Origin of the sequence: Haliea sp., from assembly GCF_040222615.1 — a bacterium.
GTDB lineage: Bacteria > Pseudomonadota > Gammaproteobacteria > Pseudomonadales > Halieaceae > Haliea.
In genome coordinates, this window is the sequence record NZ_JAVKCQ010000148.1 from 1 (window position 1) to 20,564 (window position 20,564).

Annotated in this window: 19 protein-coding genes; 8 read left to right on the forward strand and 11 right to left on the reverse strand. The window is 63.0% G+C overall.

Annotated elements, in window-relative coordinates; all coding sequences use genetic code 11:
* The 4 genes from RJQ10_RS12020 to RJQ10_RS12035 all read right to left on the reverse strand — a co-directional run.
* Nucleotides 1–441, reverse strand: a 441-nt coding sequence (locus RJQ10_RS12020) for an ATP-binding cassette domain-containing protein (protein ID WP_350146883.1), incomplete at its 3' end; no start/stop codon positions are given.
* Between the two features lie 58 nt (nucleotides 442–499).
* Entirely contained in the window at nucleotides 500–1,642 is a 1,143-nt protein-coding gene (locus RJQ10_RS12025; protein WP_350146885.1) for a tetratricopeptide repeat protein, read from the reverse strand.
* Between the two features lie 2 nt (nucleotides 1,643–1,644).
* A complete protein-coding gene (locus RJQ10_RS12030; protein ID WP_350146886.1) occupies nucleotides 1,645–2,352 on the reverse strand; it encodes a hypothetical protein in 708 nt (235 codons plus the stop codon).
* A 5-nt stretch (nucleotides 2,353–2,357) separates the two neighbouring features.
* On the reverse strand, nucleotides 2,358–3,014 hold the full coding sequence (locus RJQ10_RS12035) for a DUF4331 family protein (protein ID WP_350146888.1): 657 nt from the start codon (nucleotides 3,012–3,014) through the stop codon (nucleotides 2,358–2,360).
* Nucleotides 3,015–3,221: 207 nt separating this feature from the next.
* Between RJQ10_RS12035 and RJQ10_RS12040 the strand changes: the two genes are divergently transcribed.
* The 4 genes from RJQ10_RS12040 to RJQ10_RS12055 are packed head-to-tail and all read left to right on the forward strand — an operon-like array spanning nucleotide 3,222 to nucleotide 6,628.
* On the forward strand, nucleotides 3,222–3,872 hold the full coding sequence (locus tag RJQ10_RS12040; protein WP_350146890.1) for a DUF3348 family protein: 651 nt from the start codon (nucleotides 3,222–3,224) through the stop codon (nucleotides 3,870–3,872).
* A complete protein-coding gene (locus tag RJQ10_RS12045) occupies nucleotides 3,872–5,335 on the forward strand; it encodes a hypothetical protein (RefSeq protein WP_350146892.1) in 1,464 nt (487 codons plus the stop codon). The genes RJQ10_RS12040 and RJQ10_RS12045 overlap by 1 nt, the downstream gene beginning before the upstream one ends.
* On the forward strand, nucleotides 5,328–5,963 hold the full coding sequence (locus RJQ10_RS12050; protein WP_350146894.1) for an OmpA family protein: 636 nt from the start codon (nucleotides 5,328–5,330) through the stop codon (nucleotides 5,961–5,963). Before RJQ10_RS12045 ends, RJQ10_RS12050 begins: the two co-directional genes overlap by 8 nt.
* Nucleotides 5,960–6,628: a DUF2894 domain-containing protein gene (locus RJQ10_RS12055; RefSeq protein ID WP_350146895.1), complete on the forward strand. Its 669-nt coding sequence runs from the start codon at nucleotides 5,960–5,962 to the stop codon at nucleotides 6,626–6,628. The genes RJQ10_RS12050 and RJQ10_RS12055 overlap by 4 nt, the downstream gene beginning before the upstream one ends.
* Here the strand turns inward: RJQ10_RS12055 and RJQ10_RS12060 are convergent.
* From RJQ10_RS12060 to RJQ10_RS12075, 4 genes are read right to left on the reverse strand one after another with little or no spacing between them, the layout of a single operon-like run.
* Complete coding sequence (locus RJQ10_RS12060) at nucleotides 6,612–7,502, reverse strand: sterol desaturase family protein (protein WP_350146897.1); 891 nt, start codon at nucleotides 7,500–7,502, stop codon at nucleotides 6,612–6,614. The genes RJQ10_RS12055 and RJQ10_RS12060 overlap by 17 nt on opposite strands.
* The gene (locus RJQ10_RS12065; RefSeq protein ID WP_350146899.1) at nucleotides 7,495–8,277 is read right to left on the reverse strand and encodes a hypothetical protein; all 783 of its coding nucleotides are present in this window, start codon (nucleotides 8,275–8,277) and stop codon (nucleotides 7,495–7,497) included. Before RJQ10_RS12065 ends, RJQ10_RS12060 begins: the two co-directional genes overlap by 8 nt.
* Nucleotides 8,216–9,499, reverse strand: coding sequence for a hypothetical protein (locus RJQ10_RS12070; RefSeq protein WP_350146901.1), 1,284 nt, complete (start codon nucleotides 9,497–9,499; stop codon nucleotides 8,216–8,218). Before RJQ10_RS12070 ends, RJQ10_RS12065 begins: the two co-directional genes overlap by 62 nt.
* An 18-nt stretch (nucleotides 9,500–9,517) precedes the next feature.
* Nucleotides 9,518–10,741: an ATP-grasp domain-containing protein gene (locus tag RJQ10_RS12075; protein ID WP_350146903.1), complete on the reverse strand. Its 1,224-nt coding sequence runs from the start codon at nucleotides 10,739–10,741 to the stop codon at nucleotides 9,518–9,520.
* 169 nt (nucleotides 10,742–10,910) lie between these two features.
* Here RJQ10_RS12075 and RJQ10_RS12080 point away from each other — a divergent pair, with 169 nt between their 5' ends.
* The gene (locus RJQ10_RS12080) at nucleotides 10,911–11,993 is read left to right on the forward strand and encodes an ADP-ribosylglycohydrolase family protein (protein ID WP_350146905.1); all 1,083 of its coding nucleotides are present in this window, start codon (nucleotides 10,911–10,913) and stop codon (nucleotides 11,991–11,993) included.
* A gap of 91 nt (nucleotides 11,994–12,084) precedes the next feature.
* Here the strand turns inward: RJQ10_RS12080 and RJQ10_RS12085 are convergent, their stop codons facing one another.
* From RJQ10_RS12085 to RJQ10_RS12095, 3 genes are all read right to left on the reverse strand, one after another.
* The gene (locus tag RJQ10_RS12085; protein WP_350146907.1) at nucleotides 12,085–12,447 is read right to left on the reverse strand and encodes a CCDC90 family protein; all 363 of its coding nucleotides are present in this window, start codon (nucleotides 12,445–12,447) and stop codon (nucleotides 12,085–12,087) included.
* A gap of 200 nt (nucleotides 12,448–12,647) precedes the next feature.
* Nucleotides 12,648–12,884, reverse strand: a complete 237-nt coding sequence (locus RJQ10_RS12090; RefSeq protein WP_350146909.1) for a hypothetical protein — start codon at nucleotides 12,882–12,884, stop codon at nucleotides 12,648–12,650.
* 307 nt (nucleotides 12,885–13,191) lie between these two features.
* Nucleotides 13,192–13,599: a CCDC90 family protein gene (locus RJQ10_RS12095; protein WP_350146911.1), complete on the reverse strand. Its 408-nt coding sequence runs from the start codon at nucleotides 13,597–13,599 to the stop codon at nucleotides 13,192–13,194.
* 287 nt (nucleotides 13,600–13,886) lie between these two features.
* Here RJQ10_RS12095 and RJQ10_RS12100 point away from each other — a divergent pair, with 287 nt between their 5' ends.
* The 3 genes from RJQ10_RS12100 (at nucleotide 13,887) to RJQ10_RS12110 (ending at nucleotide 20,165) form a co-directional block, all read left to right on the forward strand.
* Nucleotides 13,887–15,056, forward strand: a complete 1,170-nt coding sequence (locus RJQ10_RS12100) for a metallophosphoesterase family protein (RefSeq protein ID WP_350146913.1) — start codon at nucleotides 13,887–13,889, stop codon at nucleotides 15,054–15,056.
* Nucleotides 15,053–17,677: an AAA family ATPase gene (locus tag RJQ10_RS12105; protein ID WP_350146915.1), complete on the forward strand. Its 2,625-nt coding sequence runs from the start codon at nucleotides 15,053–15,055 to the stop codon at nucleotides 17,675–17,677. Before RJQ10_RS12100 ends, RJQ10_RS12105 begins: the two co-directional genes overlap by 4 nt.
* Nucleotides 17,678–17,873: 196 nt before the next feature.
* Nucleotides 17,874–20,165, forward strand: a complete 2,292-nt coding sequence (locus tag RJQ10_RS12110; protein WP_350146917.1) for an AAA family ATPase — start codon at nucleotides 17,874–17,876, stop codon at nucleotides 20,163–20,165.
* Nucleotides 20,166–20,564: the final 399 nt, after the last annotated feature.

The window sequence follows — 20,564 nt, forward strand, 5'->3', positions numbered from 1 at the left end:
CTCGGTGCCGATCCCGGCGCCGAGCAGGATCTCCCCGGCGCGGCTTTCGGCGGTGTAGCCGTCCATCTCCGCGAACTGGGTCTCCAGCTCGGCGACCTTCATGCCGTCCTCGTCCGACATCTCCGGCAGGCCGTAGATGCGCTCGCGCTCCTCCTTCACCGCCCACAGCTCGGCGTGGCCCATGATCACGGTGTCGATGACCGAGTACTGCTCAAAGGCGAACTGGTCCTGGTGCAGCTTGCCGATGCGCTCATTGGGTGAGATCGACACGTTGCCGGCGGTTGGCGCCAGGCTGCCATCGAGGATCTTCATCAGAGTCGACTTGCCGCAGCCATTGGCCCCGATCAGGCCATAGCGGTTGCCGTCGCCGAATTTGACGGAGATATTCTCGAACAAGGGCTTGGCGCCAAATTGCATGGTGACGTTTGCTGCACTGATCACTGTGGTGTACCTGGGGGACGATGGGTGGAGCGAGGTATATGCCGCGAGAGGTGGCGTACTATACAGAGTGCGGGGAGCCCAGTCGAGCACTGGCCTCCGCCAGCACCCGCTGCGCCTCGGCGGTATTCCAGCCCCTGTCGACCTCCGGCTGCAGCACCGCCACTGCCGCCGCGGCATCCCCGGCCGCCAGCAGCGCCCTGGCCAGCAGGGTGGCGCTGCCCCCGTAGGGCCTGGCCTCGTAGTCTGCGCGCGCCAGCGCCAGGGCGCGCTCGGGGGGGCCGTGCTCCAGAAAGAACTCCACGGCGTGTCCCGCCAGCGTTGCCGGACGCTGATCAAAGTCCGCTCGCGCTCGCGCCAGCAGCGCACTTGCCAGCGCCTCATCGCCCGCTGACCCGGCAATCCCTGCCCGGGCAGCGAGGAACTCGCCGGCGCCGGTGCTGGCGATCACCTCGTCGTAGAGCAGCGCCGCCGCAGCGCTGTCGCCCTGCAGCAGCAGCGTCTCCGCCAGGTGTTCCTGCGCCAGCCACCAACCCGGCAGCTGCGCCAGCGATTGCTCAAAGAAGATGCGCGCCCGCTCCAGATCCCCTTGTTCCAGGGCGACGATACCGCGCTGCAGCCTGAACCAGGCGTGCTGATGGGGATTGCGATTGTGATAGCGCTTTTCCGCCGCCTCCAGCAGGGCGTGGGCTTCCTGCGGCGAGCCGCTGTACAGCCGCCAGCTGGCCATCCAGGCAAAGTACTCCGGCAGCGGGTCCCGGTTGAGCAGTCGGGTCATGCGCGCCACGGCCGCGGGGTAGCGCCCCTGGTAGAGATCGATATCCGCCTGCAGCTTGCCGGCGGCAACATCCGGGCAGCGCTCCAGCGCGGCGGCGGCGCCTGCGGGCTGGTGCGTGGCCAGTGCCAGTTGCGCCTGTTCAGCGCACGGCAGTGCCAGGCTGCGCTGTTCCAGCTCATCCAGCGCCGCTGACGCCCGCTGCCAGGAGCCGTGATCCCCGGTCAGCCTGGCGTGATAGAGCCAGCCCTCGAACAGCTCGCGTGCGGGAGCGAGGTCGCGGTTGTGTCCGGTGTCCAGCAGTCGCTGCTGCAGTGCATCCAGGCGCTGTTCGAGGCCGGCCCGCAGTGCTGCGTAATCAGATCCCTGCGCCGGCAGGGCAATGGCCAGCAGCAGCACCAGCGCCGCGGCGATGCGTGAGAGCGCCAAGGTCAGGGCATCTCTATCGGGTCTCGCAGGTAGGGAAAGTTGGGGGGTGAGGGATCATCGGCGCGGGCATCATTGCCGGGCGGATTCAGCGGCAGGCCGGCGAACAGGTCGAGTCCCTGCCCGCTGCCGGGACTCAGGTCCAGCAGCGCCGCCGCCAGCAGGCGGTCCACAACCGGATCATCCGGATGACGGCCGTTGGGCCAGCCACCGGGCTGGCTGATGTTCAGGGTGATGACATCCGGAATGACCACCGGTGCCGCGACATCGATACAGCTGGCGATCTGGCTGGCGCTGTTGATGCTGCCGGGTGCGCCGGTGGAACAGCGCGCCAGACCCAGGCTGTCGAGATCGTCGGCGAGGGCATTGTTGAGTACGATCAGCGTGCCCACGAAGGCACCGGCAAATTCGCCATCGTTTTCCGGGTCACCCTGGTTGAGTGAGTCCCGCTCATTGGTGGCACCGCCGTTGATGGGCACCCCGTCGCGAATCGGCTGGCCGCCCGGCCGCAGCAGTGCGGTCGCCACCGCGGGCTGGCCGGTGCGGTCGACCCTGGCGTAGTCGCTGGCGGCATTGGCGCGCACCTCAATGAATGTGTCGGGGGGCGGGGGCGGCGGTGGTTCGAACAGCCGCGAACCGCCGCCGTCGGAGCAGGCGGTGATCAACAGCAGCGGAGCGGTCAGGCCGAGGCAGGCAAGTCTTTTGCTGGTCATATTGTTCACTCCACGATGCGCGCAGTGGTAGCCCAGACGCGGAATACCGTCTGGGTGCTGCTGAGGGCGGCCGTGTCGATTTCGAAGGCGATTGCGCTCAGATTGCGGTTGGCAAAGGCGTCGCGGCTACTGTCGAAGGCGACATTGCCAGTGCTGAGAGTCTGTCCCAGACCCTGGGCGTCGAAAAAGAACGGGTCGTCCACCGGGCCCACGAAGGCGTTGAGCCCCGACGCACTCTGGAACAGGCGGTTGCCGTCGGCAACGGTGCCGGTGATGGCGCCGCCGGCCCCGGGTACGTTGTCCAGGCGCACCCGGCAGCTGCCATCCTCCTGCTCTGCCATGCGGATATCGATGCGAACATCCGGCGCAATTGACGCGGTGCCGTCGCCATTGTCATCACGGTCAATATAGTAGCTGTAGAGCACATCGCGATCGCAATAGAAGTCCGCGTCGTTCTGGTCCGAGACGGCCGAGCCGCCGCCGTAGGTGATCATGGCGACCAGGCGTCCGCTGGTATCATCGGGGTCAAAAAGAAATATGTCCGCGAGATCCGCCGGGCGGTCGGCGGTGGCGGCGGGCGATTCGACGTGGTCCGCGGCCTGGACCAGGCCTGCCAGCAGCAATCCTGGCAGGGCGTAGCGCAACAAGCATGAAACGGTCATGGCTGACTTTCCCCTATCGTTGAATCACTATCCAGGGCAGGAGGTAGTGATCACTTGAAGCTAGTCCAGAACGGGCAGGCTGGCAAGGCGGCAACCGGAGCGTGAGGATTGCCGTTCCCGGGCACCGGGGCGGCGGGCCGGGTAGCGCTTCATCCGGCCCTCCGCACGGTGGTATGATGCGCGCCTTTTGCCGGTACCCCCTGGGCCATGACTGAATCCCTGCAACGTCTCGAAGCCGCCCTGGCGCCGCTGCTGCCGCGCGCGGTCGCCAGCGACCGCCTGCGGCTGCTGGACTGGCTGAGCCAGCCGCTGGACCTCAACGGCGCGGGTGCCCTGTCGGGGCTGTTGGGTCGGCCCCGGCACAGCGCTGTCCCGCCCCTGCACCCGGACCAGGCCGCTGCGGCCAGGGCCACAGTGCTGGCAGTGCGCGCTGCGCTGCTGCAGAGGATTGCCGCTGGGCTGGCATCTGCCGGGCCGGACAGTGCCGAGGCCCCGGAGCAGCCGCGGGGTTCCAGCGCCCTGGAATCCCCGGCCGGAACCCCGCGCCGGCAGCGCTTCTACGCCCAGCAGCAGCGGGAAATGGAGCTGCGTATCCACGGCCTGCGGGCGGAACTGCGGGCGCAGCTGCGGGCCGCGTCCCCGGCGCTGGCGCAGCTGGCGGCGCTGGATGAAACCCTGGGCCAGGGACTCAGCAAACCGCTGGAGAAGGCCTGCAACTGGCTTCCCGCCCTGGTGGCCGGGCGGCAGGATGTGTCCGCGGCCCAGCTCCAGGTACTGCTGCTGGCGGAACTGGATACCCGCCTGCAACCGGTGTTCGGTTTGCTGGCGGCCCTTGAAGAACATACGGAAGGCAACTGATGGTCAAGACCCTCTCCGCCCTGGTATTCCTGCTGGGCCTCGCACTGATCGCCTGGATGGGTGCGGGCTTTGTGCATACCAGCCCGCTGGCGCTGCTGGTGACCCTGGTCATTGGGGTGTTCTACGCCATCGGCTATGCCGAGCTCTGGCGTTACCAGGGCGACACCGGGGCGCTGGAGGCGGCCCTCGCCGGCGCCGGGGGCGAGGCTGGATCCGCAGCCATTGAGCTGGGCTCCTGGCTGGGGACGCTGCCCGCCAGCCTGCGTACCGCGGTCAGCCTGCGCATCCAGGGTGAGCCGGTGGCGCTGCCCGCACCCCTGCTGACCCCTTACCTGACCGGGCTGCTGGTCATGCTGGGCCTGCTGGGAACCTTTGTCGGCATGATGGCGACGCTGCAGGGCACCGTCACTGCCCTGGAGGGTAGCACCGAGCTGGCTGCGATCCGCGCCGGGCTCGCGGCACCGATCAAGGGCCTGAGCATGGCCTTCGGCACCTCGGTGGCCGGGGTCGGCGCCTCCGCCGCCCTGGGCTTTATTTCCACCCTCAGCCGGCGCCAGCGCCTGGCCGCCGGGCGCCTGCTGGAGCACAGGACCGCCACCGTGTTCAAGAGCCACTCCCGCACACACTACCGGGAACAGATGCTGGAGCACGCTGTCTCCCAGACCGCGCAGCTGCCGGCGCTGGTGGCAACGATAGAGCAGGGTTTTCGGGACAGTATCGCCGCCCAGGCGGCCCATGCCGCGCAACTGCCGGCCCTGGTGGCAGCAATAGAGCAGGGCCAGCGCGACAGCATCGCCGCCCAGGCCGCGCAGCTGCCGGCGCTGGTGGCAACGCTGGAGCAGGGTCTGCGGGACAGCATCGCGGCCCATGGCGAGTGGGCGGCCAGCACGCTTGAGCCCGCGATCGATACCACCGTGGCCGGCCTCGCCACCGCGGTGGCCGACATTACCGGGGAGCTGCGGCAAGCGGTCACCGGCATCCGGGCGGAGGCTGAGGCGGCAGCGCAGCGCGAGCTGGCGCTGCTGGAGCAACAGCGCAGCCTGCTGGCAGAGCTCACCACCACCGCGGTGGCGCTGCGGGAGGAGGCTGGGCAGCACCGCGCCAGCGCCGATGCCCTCATGGAAAACGCCGGCCGCCTGCTGGCTGACACCAGCGCCCGGTTCGAAACCCGGGTGGAGACCGACTCCAGCCGACTGGCCGAGGTCGCGGACCACTTCGCCGCCAGCGCTATCGAACTGTCCAGCCTCGGCGAGGCGCTGGGGGCGGCGATGGCGCAGTTCCAGGACAACAGCACCGAACTGCGCGCCACCCTGGCGCAGATGGACGCCGCGCTCAGCAGCTCGGCCCAGCGCAGCGATGAGCAGATGGGCTACTACGTCGCCCAGGCGCGGGAGGTCATCGACCACAGCGTGCTGGCCCAGCAGCAGCTCATTGAACAGCTGCGGCAGCTCAGCCATGCGTGAGTATGACGAGAGCGCTCACCAGCCGCCGGTGTGGGCGGTATTTGGCGACCTGATGTCCGCGCTGGTGGGTATCTTCGTGCTGGTGCTGGTGTGGACACTGGGCCTGCAGGTCGAGCTGTCGCGCTCGCTGGAAGAAGAGGTGGCCCTGCGCCAGAGTGAACAGGCGCGGCGCGAGGAACTGGAGCGGGCGCTGTCGGACCCGCTGGCCCAAGGCCGGATCACCCTGCGCGACGGCCGTATCGGCATCAGCGGGCAGCTGTTGTTTGCGCTGAACTCCGCCGAATTACAGGAGGAGGGCAGGGTGCTGATCGCCACCCTGGTGGAGCCGCTCAAGGCCTGGCTGGGGGCGCGGGAGGAGTTGCTGATGGTCAGCGGCTTTACCGATGACCTGCCGATCCAGCAGGGCAACAACCGCTTCGCCGACAACTGGGAACTCTCCGCCCAGCGGGCCCTGACTGTAACCCGGGCGCTGATCGAGGCGGGCATGCCGCGGGAGCTGGTGTTCGCCTCCGCCTTTGCCGACCAGCAGCCGGTGGTGGCCAATACCGATGCCGACAGCCGGGCGCAGAACCGGCGGGTGGAAATGGCGCCGGTGCCCAGAAGCGCGGCCACGGAGTCGCCCCGGTGACCGCGGCGGTATCCGCGCTGGCGGCGCTGCGGGCAGAGTACGCGCGCCTGCTGGCGGCGGGCGCGGCCAGGACAGATCCGCTCCGGTCGCAGCTCGCCGGGACGCTGTTGGCGCGCTGCGAAACGCAGCGGCCGGGCGTGGTGCGCCATCTCCGTGCCCGCGCCGCACACCAGCTGGAGGCCATGGCCGCAGGACTCGAACGCGGCGCAACGCGCGCCGACACCGAGCGGGCCGCTTCACCAGCGGCTGCCGCGCTACCCGCGCGGGAGGCCCTCGCCGGACTCCGGCAACTGCTGCGGGAGCGGGAGGCGCAACAGCCACTGTCCCCCAGACAGCAGTTCGAGGCGGAATTGCGCGCCCAGGAACGGGCTATCTTCGGCAGCGCCAGTGCAGTGGAAACAGAGGGCGATAGCCCCGCGCAAGGCGGCGGCGACCTGCTCGCCGCCATCCGGTTTCTGGATTTGCAGGCGGGCCAGGCGGCTGACCGGGAGCTGGTCGCGTTGCGTGCGGCCCTGCCGGAGGACCCGGGCCCGCTCAATCCCCAGGCCCTGGTTATTCGCTCCCTGGCCACCCTGCAGAAGATATCGCCGGCCTATGTCGAGCGCTTCCTGCACTACAGCCGAAGCCTGTGCTGGCTGGACAGTGCGGCTAATTCCCGGCGTTGAGGCGCAGCACCGAGGCCCGCTTGTCCGGCCCGTCGTGGGACCAGCCGGGGGCCAGCAGCAGGTAGCGCAGGCGGTCACCCCACGTCGTGGCGCGGCGCAGGTCGCGGCCGATGGCGCGGTACTCGTGGCTGAGCACCGTCCAGGGGTTGTCGGAGTCAATATTGGTGGTGAGCCCGTAGACCACGGGCTCGTCGTCCCGCTCCTCGCTGAAGGTGCCGAACAGCCGGTCCCAGACAATCAGCACGCCGCCGTGGTTGCGGTCCAGGTAGCGCACATTGGAGCCGTGGTGCACCCGGTGGTGGGAGGGGGTATTGAACACCGCCTCGATCCAGGGATGCAGCTTGCCCACCGCCCGGGTGTGGACCCAGAACTGGTAGAACAGGTTGATGCCGATGACGGTGACAATCATCGCCGGGTCAAAGCCCAGCAGCGGCAGCCACAGCCAGAACAGGAACTTGTGCACCCGCTCGCCCACGCCCTGGCGCAGGGCGGTACCGAAATTCAGGTACTGCGAGGAGTGGTGGTTGACGTGGCCGGCCCACAGCAGCCGCACTTCGTGGTTGGCGCGGTGGAACCAGTAGTAGGTGAAATCGTCCAGCAGGAACAGCAGCAGCCAGGCCCACCACTGGCGCCCGATCACATCCCTGAGCGGGCTCAGTTCATGGAGTTGGAAGAAGAGGGCCAGCGCCAGCAGCCGCGGCAGCAGTTCCACCACCGCGGAGGCCACCAGCATGGACAGGGAGGCGAGGGTGTCGCCCAGACGGTAGCGATGCAGGTGATGGCGGCGCGAGTACCCGGCTTCCAGCAGGATTGCGGCGAGGTACACCGGCAGTGCCAGCAGGCTGAGATCGTCCTGCAGCATCTGCTCAAACATGCGGGCCCTCACTGGCCTGGAGTTCCGTCGCCGGGATGCGGTCCGCGCCCCAGCTGCGGTGGATCCTGGCGATCACCCGGTCCAGTTCTTCCTGCGCCACCTGTGCCAGCTCCCCCCGCTCCAGCGGGTCGTAGTGGAAGATATACAGGCGCGAGGCGAATTCCTCGAAGGGCAGGGAAGACTCCCCGAAGCGCTCGCCGTTGCCCGCGGTGCTGACCCGGATACCGTCGCCCCAGTCCTGGCCGCTGTCGTTGTTCGGATTGTAGAAATACGCCCGCATCACGTCCGTCGGATCAATGTTCACCCGCAGCAGGGTGATGGCGTGCCAGCCGATGAAGCGGGCGGCGCTGTCGGTCACCGCAATGCCGGCGGGCTGGGGGTGGATCAGCGGCAGGTCGCCATTGTAATAGGGATGGTAGCTGGCGTAGAAGTGGCGCAGGAAAGCGTCCATGTCCGTCAGGTGCCCGGTGGCGACATCGACATTGATGCGAAAGCCGCGCCCCGACCACCAGCCGTGGAACTCGGGGTTGACCCAGCGGTGGGGATCGCCCTCGCGGTCGACGCAGCGCCGCCCCATCTCCGCGTAAATGCGGTCCAGGTGTGGCACCACCAGCAGGGAAACCGGGTCCAGGTCCAGGGGCAGGGTGGTGGCGACACCGCCCTCGCTCTCCTGCGAGGAAATCGGCTGGCCCTCGAAGTGCATGATGATCTCGTCATCCCGCGCCGCCCAGGCCACCATCTGCAGCAGGTAATCCGGGTCGCTGTAGGCCCACATCGACAGGGCCCGGGCCGACTGGCAGGTGGGGTTGTTGCCCTGGCCCACGCCCAGCGGCTGCCCCAGCATGCAGAGCACGCCTTCCAGCAGTCTTGCCCGGGGCGAGACGGCATCGCCGAAGGCCTGTGTCAGTCGCGCCCGGGACCAGCCTGACAACTGCAGGCCAAGCTGGCGCAGCAGCGCCGGCGCCACCGAGGGCTGATAGAGGATGCCGCGCTCCAGCAGCAGCGCCAGGCCGTAGGTGGCCTGCGCCGTGGGTGGATGCACGCAGGCGCGGATCAGGGCGTGCACCAGATCGCGGTAGCAGAGCAGGCAGTCGCGCCCGGTAGCGGACAGGCCCAGGGCCTCGGTCAGCAGGTGGTCGATGGTCCAGCAGGAAGCGCAGCAGTACCGGATGATAGGGCGAGACCAGCCCGGTGTCGTGCATGGCCCGGGCGAAGCCGGTGGCCTCGCTCTGCAGGGCGGAGGGGTCCATGCTCCCCAGGCGCTCCCGGTAGGCGGCGATGCCGGGATCTTCCTGGCAGCCGCGGGTGGGACTGAACAGGGCACTGACCAGGCGGTTGGCGCCCTGGCCGCTGGCGCCGAGGTCGATGTTGGGGTCCGCCTGGCAAGTGGCAATCTGGGTGATCATGGACTTGAGTGCATCGACCTGGATCGGGCGCTGTTCGAGGATACGCCAGATCTCCTCGATCAGCTGGTCGATCACGTGCTCGTAGCCGATGCGCTCGGTGAGGTACTGGAACAGGTTGCGCGGCAGCTGCGCGAGCCGGCCCTGGGTTTCCCGTTCGGCTTCCGTTGCCGGGCCAAACAGCAGGGTCAGGTTGATGGCGATCACCTGGGTCAGGTAGTGATGGGCCTGCTCCGCGGAAATCAGCGGATGCCGGTATTCGCCATGCGCCACCGCCAGCAGCCGCAGCTCCGACAGGGCCTCGATAACGACCGTGTTGGCATCGGCGCTCCCCAGCGAGTGGGGCGTCAGGGCCGGGACCAGGATCTGCGGCGAGGCCCAGTCCGAACCCGCAAAAACCCCCGCTTCCTCGATCGCGCGGGCGCGCGGCGCCATGGCGGCGCATCCGTGCGGGTGCAGCATGACGCGGCGCGCGGTATCCAGTACCCGCGGCAGTTTGCCCGGTTTGGCGAAGTCCCGCGCCTTGGCGAGCAGCGCGGTGGCCTCGTCCAGTTTCTCCAGCAGGCCATTGAGCTTGTCGTCGTCCGCCGTCACTGCCGGCAGCATCGTTTGCTAGACATAGTAGTCCAGATCTTCCTGGTGCTTGAGCAGATCGCGCAGCTGGTGGGAGTCCGGGCCCTTGAAATACACCAGGCCCCAGTGGGTGCCGAAGGCGGTGCGTTTGGTCACGGTCTCTTCCAGGGGAGGCGTCAGCTCATGGGACTCAAAGTAGGGATGATCTTCCACTTCCTCGGGGATTTCCAGCTTGCTGACCACCCGCCGGCGCGGGTAGACCCCGAAACAGCCGGCGTAGCCATCGGCGTCCTCGATCTCCCGCGGGAAAAACGTCGCGACTTCTTCCGGCGTGGCTTTGGGGTCGAACACCAGCATGCTGGCCTGGTAGGCGTTGAAGCCGTAGACCCGCTCCAGCAGCTCGAACACCTTGAACCCCGGCGGGCGATAGGCGACCTCGCCGAAATACATCTCGCCGTCACTGGTTACGAAGTACTCGGGGTGAATAAGGCCGAAGTCGATGTCAAAGGCCTTGATCAGCTTTTCGATCTGCGCCGTGATCTGGGGCCGATAGGCTTCAAGGTCCGGCGATGCGGGCACGAACACGGAATAACCCAGGGTGACGTACTCGGAGATGTTGAGGAAGGCGATCTTGCCGTCGTGGATCCAGGCCTCGACGGCGAACTCCCAGCCGTCCAGGTGGGATTCCATCAGCACCGGGAATTCCTCGTCCGGGATCGAGTCCACCTCGTCCGGTGTGCGGATCACCCGGTGGCCCAGGCAGCCCGCCTTGTCGAACGCTTTGAGGTGAATGGGGTCGTTGGGGTCACCATCCAGTTTCAGCAGGGTCTGGTTGACACGCTTCAGGAAGCGGATCACGTCACCCTTGTCGTGGGCTTCCTCGAAAATGCCCACGCGGATGCCACCGAGCTGGGCGCGGCGCTTCATCAGTGCCTTGTCGCGCAGCAGCAGGGACTGGCCGTATAGGCGGGGGTTGTCCAGCAGCACGGAATTGATGGCACCGGCCCACTCCACTGTTTCCTCGTACAGCGGCACGGCGACGTTCACGCCCATCTTCTTCAGGGTTTCGGCGATCTCCAGGGAGCGGTCATTCAGTCGCTCGAAATTCCAGGACACATAGGGAATGTCGTGTTTCTGGCAGTAGTCCTCTGCCCAGTCGGGGGCGACGACGACGTAGCGTCGGTCAAAGTTTTCTGCGGCTTCTACAGCGTTCAGGCTCCAGCCCAGCAGGGCGATATAACCCTTTTGCGGATCTTTATCCATGGTGCGCCTCCAATGGTCGGCGAAGTGAAAGGTTTGCAGCGATGTGGTGATGGCAAACCCGGCGAACAACCCGACATCATACACGATTGGACTGTCAACCTCACCCGTGCTGTCTCCCCGCACTGTTTCTGGCTATGCTGGGCGATCTGACAATAATGGAAATTCCCCTATGGAAATGGACCTTTCAGCCAGCGCCGAGCCCGACCTGCGCAGCCGTTTTCGCGCCTGCCTGCTGGGTGGCGCGGCGGGCGATGCGCTGGGCGCGGCGGTGGAATTCCACTCCCGCGACAACATCCTCAAGCGCTTCGGTTCCGGGGGCATCCGTCACTATGCGTCCGCCTACGGCCTGCCCTGCGCCATCACCGACGACACCCAGATGACCCTGTTTACCGCCGAGGGCCTGATCCGTGGCCTGATGCGCTATCGCGACAGCGGCCTGATCGAGTACACCAGCGTTACCGCCTGGGCCTACCAGCGCTGGCTGCTCACCCAGGGGGAGCGAAACCTGTTCGACCTGGACCCGCTGCATCCGGACGCGGGCTGGCTGTATGGGGTGGACGCGCTGCACAGTGCCCGCGCGCCTGGCAATACCTGCCTCGGGGCCCTGCGCAATACCCGGGTGCCGGGCGAACCCGCCATGAACGACAGCAAGGGCTGCGGCGGGGTGATGCGGGTGGCTCCGGCGGGACTGTTTGCGGACTCCCCGCAGGAGGCGTTCGACCTGGGCTGCGAGTTCTCCGCCCTGACCCACGGCCATCCCACGGGCTGGCTGGCAGGCGGCGCGCTGGCGGCCATGGTGACGGTGCTGCGCGACGGGGGCGACATGAGCGACGCTTTGGATGTGACGCTGGATTGCCTGAGCGAGCGCATGGACGCCGACGAGACCATCAATGCCCTGGACCAGGCGGCAGATCTGGCGTCCACCGACACTCCCTACCACGAAGCCATCGCCCGCATGGGCGGCGGCTGGGTGGCGGAGGAGGCACTGGCGATTTCCGTCTACTGTGCGCTGGTCGCGACGGATTTTCACGAAGCCCTGGTGATTGCCGTCAATCACAGTGGCGATTCCGATTCCACCGGCGCCATTACCGGCAACCTGCTGGGCGTGCAGTGGGGCATGGAGGGCATTCCCGCGGAACTGCTGGAACCGCTGGAGCTGCGCGAGGTGATCACCCAGGTCGCCGATGACCTGCTGGACTGCGTCGACTGGCCGCTGGATGACGCCGTGTTGCATCGTTATCCGGCTTTCTGAGCAGGGCACGCCGGCACGGTAAGCAATTGCCGCTTCATGCATCAAATCCGGTCGAAATCTCCGCGGAAACGTGTCCGGTATTACCGGCCGCTCACAGCAAACTCTGTATCGCCGGCACCGCCACTGCCAGCAGGGTGACGCCCATCAGCGCGGACAGCACCCGGAAGTTGCCGTTCATGGTGGCCTCGATGGAGGCGAGCTTGATATCCTGCTCGTTGAGGCGGCTGGTCAAAGTGGACTCTACGTCAAGAAACCGCTTGTCGAGCCGTGCGTCCTGCTCCGCGAACGCCGCGCACAGGGTAGAGTCCAAATATTCCTTGGTGACGATATTATCCGCATAGAACCCGAACGCTTCCGCCATCAGTTCCGCCTGCACCTCCGCCTGGGACTCGGGCACCCCCGCGTCTTTAAGACGCCGGGCAAATTTCAGTGAATCAAATGCCAGTGTTCCCATAGCTTAGCCTCCATGCTGAGCTAGTGCCAAGCTGCCTGAAAGCCTGGGCACGGCGTACATGCATTCCAGCCAGGCGCAGAATAGGACCCAGTCGCCCCGGGGCGTGAGCATGCCTCTCTCAATCATCAGAGGATGCCGAGACCCCCTTCATCAAATCCGGCCGAAATCTCCGCGGAAACGTGTCCGGCATCACCGGCTGCTTACAGCAAACTGTGGATCGCCGGCACCGCCACTGCCAGCAGGGTGACGCCCATCAGCGCGGACAGTACCCGGAAGTTCCCGTTCATTGTAGCTTCGATGGAGGCGAGCTTGATGTCCTGCTGATGGAGGCGTGTATCAAGTCTTGCCTCCAGCTCAGTCATCGCCGCGCGCAGAGTAGCGTCCAGGTAATCCCTGGTGACAATGTTATCCGCATAGAACCCGAACGCTTCCGCCATCAGTTCCGCCTGCACCTCCGCCTGGGATTCCGGTACCGGTACGCCGGACCGCCCGCGTCTTTAAGACGCCGGGCAAATTTCAGTGAATCGAATGCCAGTGGTCCCATAGCTTAGCCTCCATGCGGAGCTAGTGCCAAGCTGCCTGAAAGCCTGGGCACGGCGTACATGCATTCCAGCCAGGCGCAGAATAGGACCCAGTCGCACTGGGGCGTGAGCATGCCCCTCTCAATCATCAGAGGATGCCGAGATCCCCTTCATCAACTCCGGCCGAAATCTCCGCGGAAACGTGTCCGGCATCACCGACCGCTCACAGCAAACTCTGGATCGCCGGCACCGCCACTGCCAGCAGGGTGACGCCCATCAGCGCGGACAGCACCCGGAAGTTGCCGCTCATGGTGGCTTCGATGGAGGTGAGCTTGATGTCCTGCTGGTTGAGGCGTGCGGTGAGCATCGTCTCCAGTTCCGCTTTCAGGCCTGTTCTCAGATCCCCAAGCTGGTGCTCAATATCGATAAACCGCTTCTCGAACTTGGCATCCTGCTCCGCAAACGCTGCGCGCAGGGTGGTATCCAAATACTCCTTGGTGACGATGTTGTCCGCGTAGAACCCGAATGCTTCCGCCATCAGCTCAGCCTGCACCTCCGCCTGCAACTCCGGTACCCCCGCGTCTCTGAGGCGCCGCGCGTACTTCAACGAATCAAATGCCAGTGTCGTCATAGCATAGCCTTGCGATCTGCACCTGCCAAGCAGACCTAATCATGCCAAATCGGCCAGTAAAACCATACATCACATCCGTCCATCTTACCCATCAAATCCGCCCAACCGACCCGTCCAGGCGGGCCCCAAAACCACACCTGCGCGAAAACGCGACCTGTACGCCCATCCACTATGGCGAGCCCGCCGGCGCGCCAGTACTGTGACGCACATCAAAGTCAATCACGGCGTGCGTAGGCAAGGGGGCAATGTTTGCCCCATACTCGCAAAATTGGGGGACATAACAACACGTGAAATTCATCCACACATCCGACTGGCAGATCGGCATGACCCGCGCCTTCCTCAGCCAGGAAGCCGCGGCGCGCTACAGCCAGGCGCGCATTGACGCCATTCGCAGCCTGGGCCAGCTGGCCGAGGAGCACGATGCGCAGTTCATGGTGGTGGCGGGGGATGTGTTCGAATCCAACCAGCTCTCTGCCCAGACCCTGAGCCGGGCGCTGGATGCGCTGAACAGCGTATCGGTGCCGGTGTTCCTGCTGCCCGGCAACCACGACCCGCTGGATGCCTCCTCGATCTTCCGCAGCAAAGCCTTCAAGGACCAGGCCCGCGACCACATCATCGTGGTTGAAGACAGCACGCCGATCCCGGTCCCGGGCCTGGACAATGTCGAGGTGGTCGGCGCACCCTGGTTCAGCAAGCGGCCGGCGGAAGACCTCTGTGCCAGGGCGCTGAAGGACCTGGAGCCCGCCCCCGGCGTCACCCGCATCCTGCTCGGCCACGGTCAGGTGGATTCCCTGTCGCCCGACCAGAGCCAGCCCGGGGTGGTCAGCCAGGCGCGCTTGGAACAGGCGCTGGCAGAAGGACAGGTGCACTACGTGGCATTGGGTGACCGGCACTCCCTGACCAACGTCGGCAACAGCGGCAGCCTGTGCTATTCCGGCACGCCGCTGGTGACGGACTTCGACGAAGTCGATCCCAACAAGGCACTGCTGGTAGAACTCGCCAACGACACCTGCACCCTCACCCCACTCAACACCGGCTTCTGGGAATTCCAGGCCCTGCAGCGGGACATCAACGCCCCCGAAGACCTCGCGGCCTTCGCCCAGTGGCTGGATGCAGTGCGCGGCAAGGAATGCACCGTGCTCAAGGTCGGCTTCACCGGCAGCGTCAACCTGGCACTGGCGGCAGAGCTGGATGCCCTGCTGGATAAACACTCCCAGGTATTCGCCAGCCTCAAGCGCCGGGAGCGCACCACGGACCTGGCCGTCATCCCCGACGCCCTGGACGACAACGCCATTGCCCTCAGCGGCTACGCCGACGCCACCTGGAAAGCTCTGCTGGCCCAGGCCGCCACCGACGACACCGCCAACGATGCCCTGCGCCTGATGTACCGGCTGGCGGGCGGCGCCGCCAGCGAAATTAAGGGCCCCAGCAGCGAGAAGGGAGGGCGCAGCGCATGAAGCTGCTCACCCTCACCCTGGAGAACTGGCGCGGCGTCAGCTCAAGCCACATAGAATTCGACAATGCCGTGACCCTGATCGAGGGCCCCAACGAGGTCGGCAAGTCCTCCCTGGTGGAGGCCCTGCGCATGCTGTTCCGGGAAAAGTCCGGCTCGAAGAAAAAGGAAGTGCAGGCCGTGCAGCCGGTGGGCCAGGACGTGGGCAGCAGCGTCGCTGCCGAGGTCCGCTGTGGCGACTACCACTTCCACTACCGCAAGACCTACAACCGCAAGGCCGGCACCGAACTGCGCATCCTCGCGCCGCGGGCGGAACAGCTCACCGGCGACGACGCCCACAATCGCGCCTGGGAGATCCTCAGCGGCCACATGGATATGGCCCTGTGGGACGCCCTGCTGGTGGAGCAGGGCAAGGAGATCGGCGGCGTCAGACTGGCGGACTCCGACGGCTTGGCCCGGGCCCTGGACAATGCCGCCGGCGGTGCCGGAGTCAGCGGCGAGGAGAGCGCCCTGTTTGACGCGGTACAGGCCGAGTACGAACGCTACTTCACCCTGAAGACCGGCAAGCCCCGTTATGGCGACCAGCAACAGCGGGTGGAACAGCACAGCACACAGGTGAAGCAACTCAAGACCACCCTGCGGGAACTGGACGACGACCTGCGCCGCTTCGAAAACGTCTCCGCGGAGATTTCCCGCCTGCAGCGCGCGCTGCCTGAGCTGCAACAAGCCAAGGAACAGCACGAGCAGCGCTGGACCGCGATCGACAGCCTGCAGGCCCGGCTGACTGCGAAGGAGGAGGAGGGCAAGCCGCTACAGCAGCTGCTGGAGCACGCCCGTAACCAGTGGCAGCGGCGCCAGGACGCAGCGGCGGACATCGCCCGCCGCGAGCAGGACCTGGCCCAGAAGCAGGCCGCGCTGCAGCCCCTGGCCGAACACGCAGCGGAACTGGAACGCACCGTGAAGGCAGCGGAGGCCACGCACAAGGACCTGCAGGTCCAGCGCCGCGCCCTGCAGCAAGCACTACAGCAGGCCCGCCGCGATACCGCCTACCTGCAGGACGCCGCCGAACTGGCGCGCCTGCAGCAGCTGCTGGAACGGGTGCAGACCCAGCGCGCCGAACTCGCGGCACTGCGCAAGACCCTGGCCGATATTCACATTACCGCGGAAGGCCGCAAGCACATCCAGGCCGCCGCCAGCGCGCTGGATGTGGCCAGCCGCACCCGCGACAACGCCGCCACCCGCCTCAGCATCGACGCCCTGCAAGCGGCGGAGTTCCAGCTAAACGGGGAAGCCATCAGCCTGCGCCCCGGCACGCCGCTGGAGCGGCAGGTGGCCGAGAGCCTGCAGATCGACATCCCCGAGCTGGCGCGCATCACCATCGCCCCCGCGGCCTCCGCCGGCGAGCTGGCGGCAGAGGTGGACGCGAAGCAGCAGGAACTGGATACCCTGCTGGCCCGCTACCAGGTACGCAGCGTGGAGCAGGCCATCACCCTGGACGAACGGCGGGCGGACGCCGAACAGACAGTGCGCAGCGTGCGCGAGCGCATCGAAGACACCCTGCAGGGCGCGGATGAAGAATCCCTGCAGGTGGATTGCACGCGGCTGCAGCAGGCCTGCGACGATGCCCTGCAACAGCGCGACCCGGACCAGCCCCTGCCCGCCAGCGCGCACGAGGCCAAACAGCAGTTGGAGACCGCCGGTGAAGCCCTGGACGCCTGTGAATCCGAACGGGACCAGGAGACCGGCCGGCTGCAAACACGGCGCGACGAACTCACCCGCGCTGAGGCCAGACAGCAGCAGGCCAGCACGGAAGTGAACGCGCTTACCAGCGTGCTCGAAGACAAGCGCAGCAGCCTGGCGCAGGAGCGCGAGGCCGAACCCGACGCCGCCCTGGAACAGGTAGTGACCGAGCGGGAACAGCAACTGGCGGCCATCAACGCCGAACTGGAACAGCTGCGCGCGCAGCTACAGGCGGAAGACCCGGACAGCGCCAGGCTGCAACTGGACAACGCCAGCCACGCCCTGCGCCGGGCCGAGCGCGACATTATCGAACAGCAGCAGGAACAGGCTGTACTCGAAAGCCGCCTGGACCGCGCCCAGGCTAATGGCCTGTTTGAGGAACTGGAAGCCGCCGAGCAGGCCCTGGCGGAAGCCGAAGATACCCTGGCCGCCACCGAGCGCCGCGCCGCCGCCGCCAAACTGCTATGGGAAACTCTTAACGAACACCGTGACGCCTCCCGCCAGGCCTACGTGCGCCCCCTGCGGGAAGGCATCCAGAACCTGGGCAAGATCGTCTTCGGCAGCGACTTCGACATCGTGCTGGGCGAGGACTGGACCATCCTCGACGTCATTCGCGACGGCAAGACCATCCCCTTCGATTCCCTCAGCGTCGGCGCCAAGGAACAGCTCGGCATCCTCACCCGCCTGGCCGCCGCCCGCATCGTCGCCGACCAGGGCGGCGTACCAGTCATCATCGACGACGCCCTGGGCTTCTCCGACCCCACCCGCCTGCAGAGCATGGGTGCAGCGATTGCGGCGGCGGGGCGGGACGCGCAGGTGGTGGTGCTGACGTGTACGCCGGGGCGGTTTATGTATTTGGGGGAGGTGGGGGTGAGGAGGTTGTGAGTGGTAGCGGGTGGGCCGGTTGATTCGGTTGGATCGTGCAGAGTAATGCCTCGATAAGCTTTTGAAAATAATCGAAAATATATGTGTCTTTCTCAGGGTGTACAGAAATTAGTCGGCGCAGTGTTATACGGAGTGGTCCGCATAATTAGCATTATACGCCTACTGAACATTGAGTAAGTTTTGGATCAGGGATGCTATGTCAATAAAGAATATACAAAAACTAAAACAATTCGGTATCTTCCAGAATCACACTAACACCAATGCCAAAGATTTCGGAAGATACAACCTGTTTTATGGCTGGAATGGTAGCGGTAAATCTACGCTTTCAGCTGTGTTTCGGTGCATCGAAAACAAAGCCAATTCAGAAAAATTCCCTTCTTCTGAATTTACAGTAAGTATTGACGGTGGCATCCCCATTACACAAGCGAACATTGCCGAGTCTGAACTAAATGTCTACACCTTCAATCATGACTTCATTGAAGAAAATATTTCATGGAACAGCATTGTCAAAAGCATTTTGCTTGTGGACAAAGAAAAAATTGAAGAGCGCGAAAAACTGGAAGAACTAAAGAAGGCGCAAAAGACCGACGCCGAAGCATTTAGCAAAGAATCCGAAGAAATTAGGAAGCTGGACGGCGCCGTTTCAAAATTTGAAACTGATAGCGCAAGACACTTGAAAACAAGCCTTCAGTCCATTGATACGACTGACCGCTATTATCTGAATTATGATAAACGTAAGTTTGAAGCATTTATTTCTGAAAACATTGAAGCCACAAAGACTGACGCTCCGCTACTTGACGAAGAAAGAATCATCGAGCTAACAAATGCCGCGAAACCTGATCAAAAAAAACCCATTTCATTTGCCAAGCAGAACATCAATCAGGAAACTTTCACTAAAGCAAAAGAACGCCTTGATCACCTTCTTAAGACCAGCGTGGTCAGTAAAACCATTCAACGACTTGTTGAGCATGGTGATATAAAGACTTGGGTTGAAGCCGGTCTTGATCTTCACAAACGCCACGATACAAATCAGTGTGAATTTTGTGGCAACACTGTCACCGAAGAACGAACCAAGCAGCTTGAAGCCCATTTCAACGATGATTACAAAGCCTTTCAGGATAGGCTTGTGAAAGCCGATAGCTGGCTTGCCAGTCAATATATACAAGCCTCAATACTTCCAGCCGCAGGCGACTTTTACGAAGAATTAAAAAAGGAATACAGTGAAGCCTGTATAGCCTTGGAAAAAGCTACCGCAGACCTGAACGAAGAAATATCAACTTGGCATAGCACCCTGAAGGAGAAGACAGCAAACCCACTTGAAACAGGTCTCACGGTTGAAGCCATCAACGCATCTTTAATAAAAGCTTTCAACGACGCAATGACCGCGATTAGCTCGATTGTTGGGCAGCACAATCACAAGTCAGACAACTTTAAAGAAGAAACAGACAAAGCCAAGAAGCGGCTTGAACTTCACTATGCTACAACTGAAGTTAAGACTTTCGGGTATCACGACAGGAAAAAGGAAGTGGTTGACCGTACAGCAGCAAATAACACGTTAAAAACAACCATAACCAACCGGAAAACTGAAATTCGAACTCTTAAAGATTCACTATCTAATGAAGGCTTGGGAGCTGACCAATTTAACGAATCGCTTCACAAGTTCCTTGGGCGCAGTGAACTAACACTTCGTTTTAATCCTGTGAAAAAGGGTTATGAAATTCTTCGAAACAATTCTGAATCTGTTGACGGAAACTTAAGCGAAGGTGAAAAGACAGCTATTGCGTTTGTTTACTTTATTACAAAGCTGAAGGAAAACAACAATAATATTGAAGACACTATTGTTGTTGTAGATGACCCAATTTCAAGTTTCGATTCAAATCACCTATTTCACGCTTATTCGTTTATGAAAAAGAACTGTGAAAAGGCAAAACAATTCTTTGTGTTGACCCATAATTTTACATTTTTCAAGCTGGTCCGTGACTGGATTTCAAGAAAGAATAAGCGCGATAATCAGAATATTGCAAATTTCTATGTGGTTAAGGCAAGCAACGAAAGACCAAGGGCTTCAACGTACACGGATGCCGAGCCAGCATTGACCTTGTATAATTCAGAATACCACTATATTTTTTCGCGGCTGCTTTCGTTAAAGAACCAACAAGCTCTTGAAACAGACGACCACTTTCTTGCAGCCAATTTGTCCCGTAAGCTACTGGAGGCGTTCTTGTCCTTTAAATTCCCCAAAAACCGGGGGAATTTTGCCAACCTTTTCGATGCAGCAGTATCTGCCAGTGCTAGCCCCGAAGATGTAGGGAAGGAAAAAATCCGTAAATTTATCAATGAATATTCACATAATGACTTGATCGAAACCAATGAAGATTTTGTTGAAAATCTGATTGGTGAAAGCGTTTCTGTTATTACTGATATATTTGAATGGATTGGCGAACTGGACGAAAAGCACCATCAAGAAATGATGGATGTTGTAACCTGATGCAAAGCGAAGCGTATAACAAGGCGTTGCTATCGGACAAATATTCCGCTCCGCTCCATATTTGCCGCAGAGCGCGGCGTCATGTGAACCAAAGTAGATGTTGAGAATGTCAAATGAAAAGTAGCATGAGACTCATCAAGTCTGCCCTCGAATACCGGCCAATTGAGGAAATAGGGCTTGTACCAAAGAATCTTCGCGGTATCTATGCTCTCTATTACAAGCGAGGTGCGGCATACGACGCTGTTTACATAGGTATGTCCGGAAGAGAGGCCAACGGAAGGATTCGAAGTCGCCTGATTCAGCATAAACGAAGAAAAATCTCGACTTGGACCCATTTTTCTTACTATGAGGTTTGGGACAACATCAGTGATGTTGAAATTCGAGAAATGGAAGGTCTAT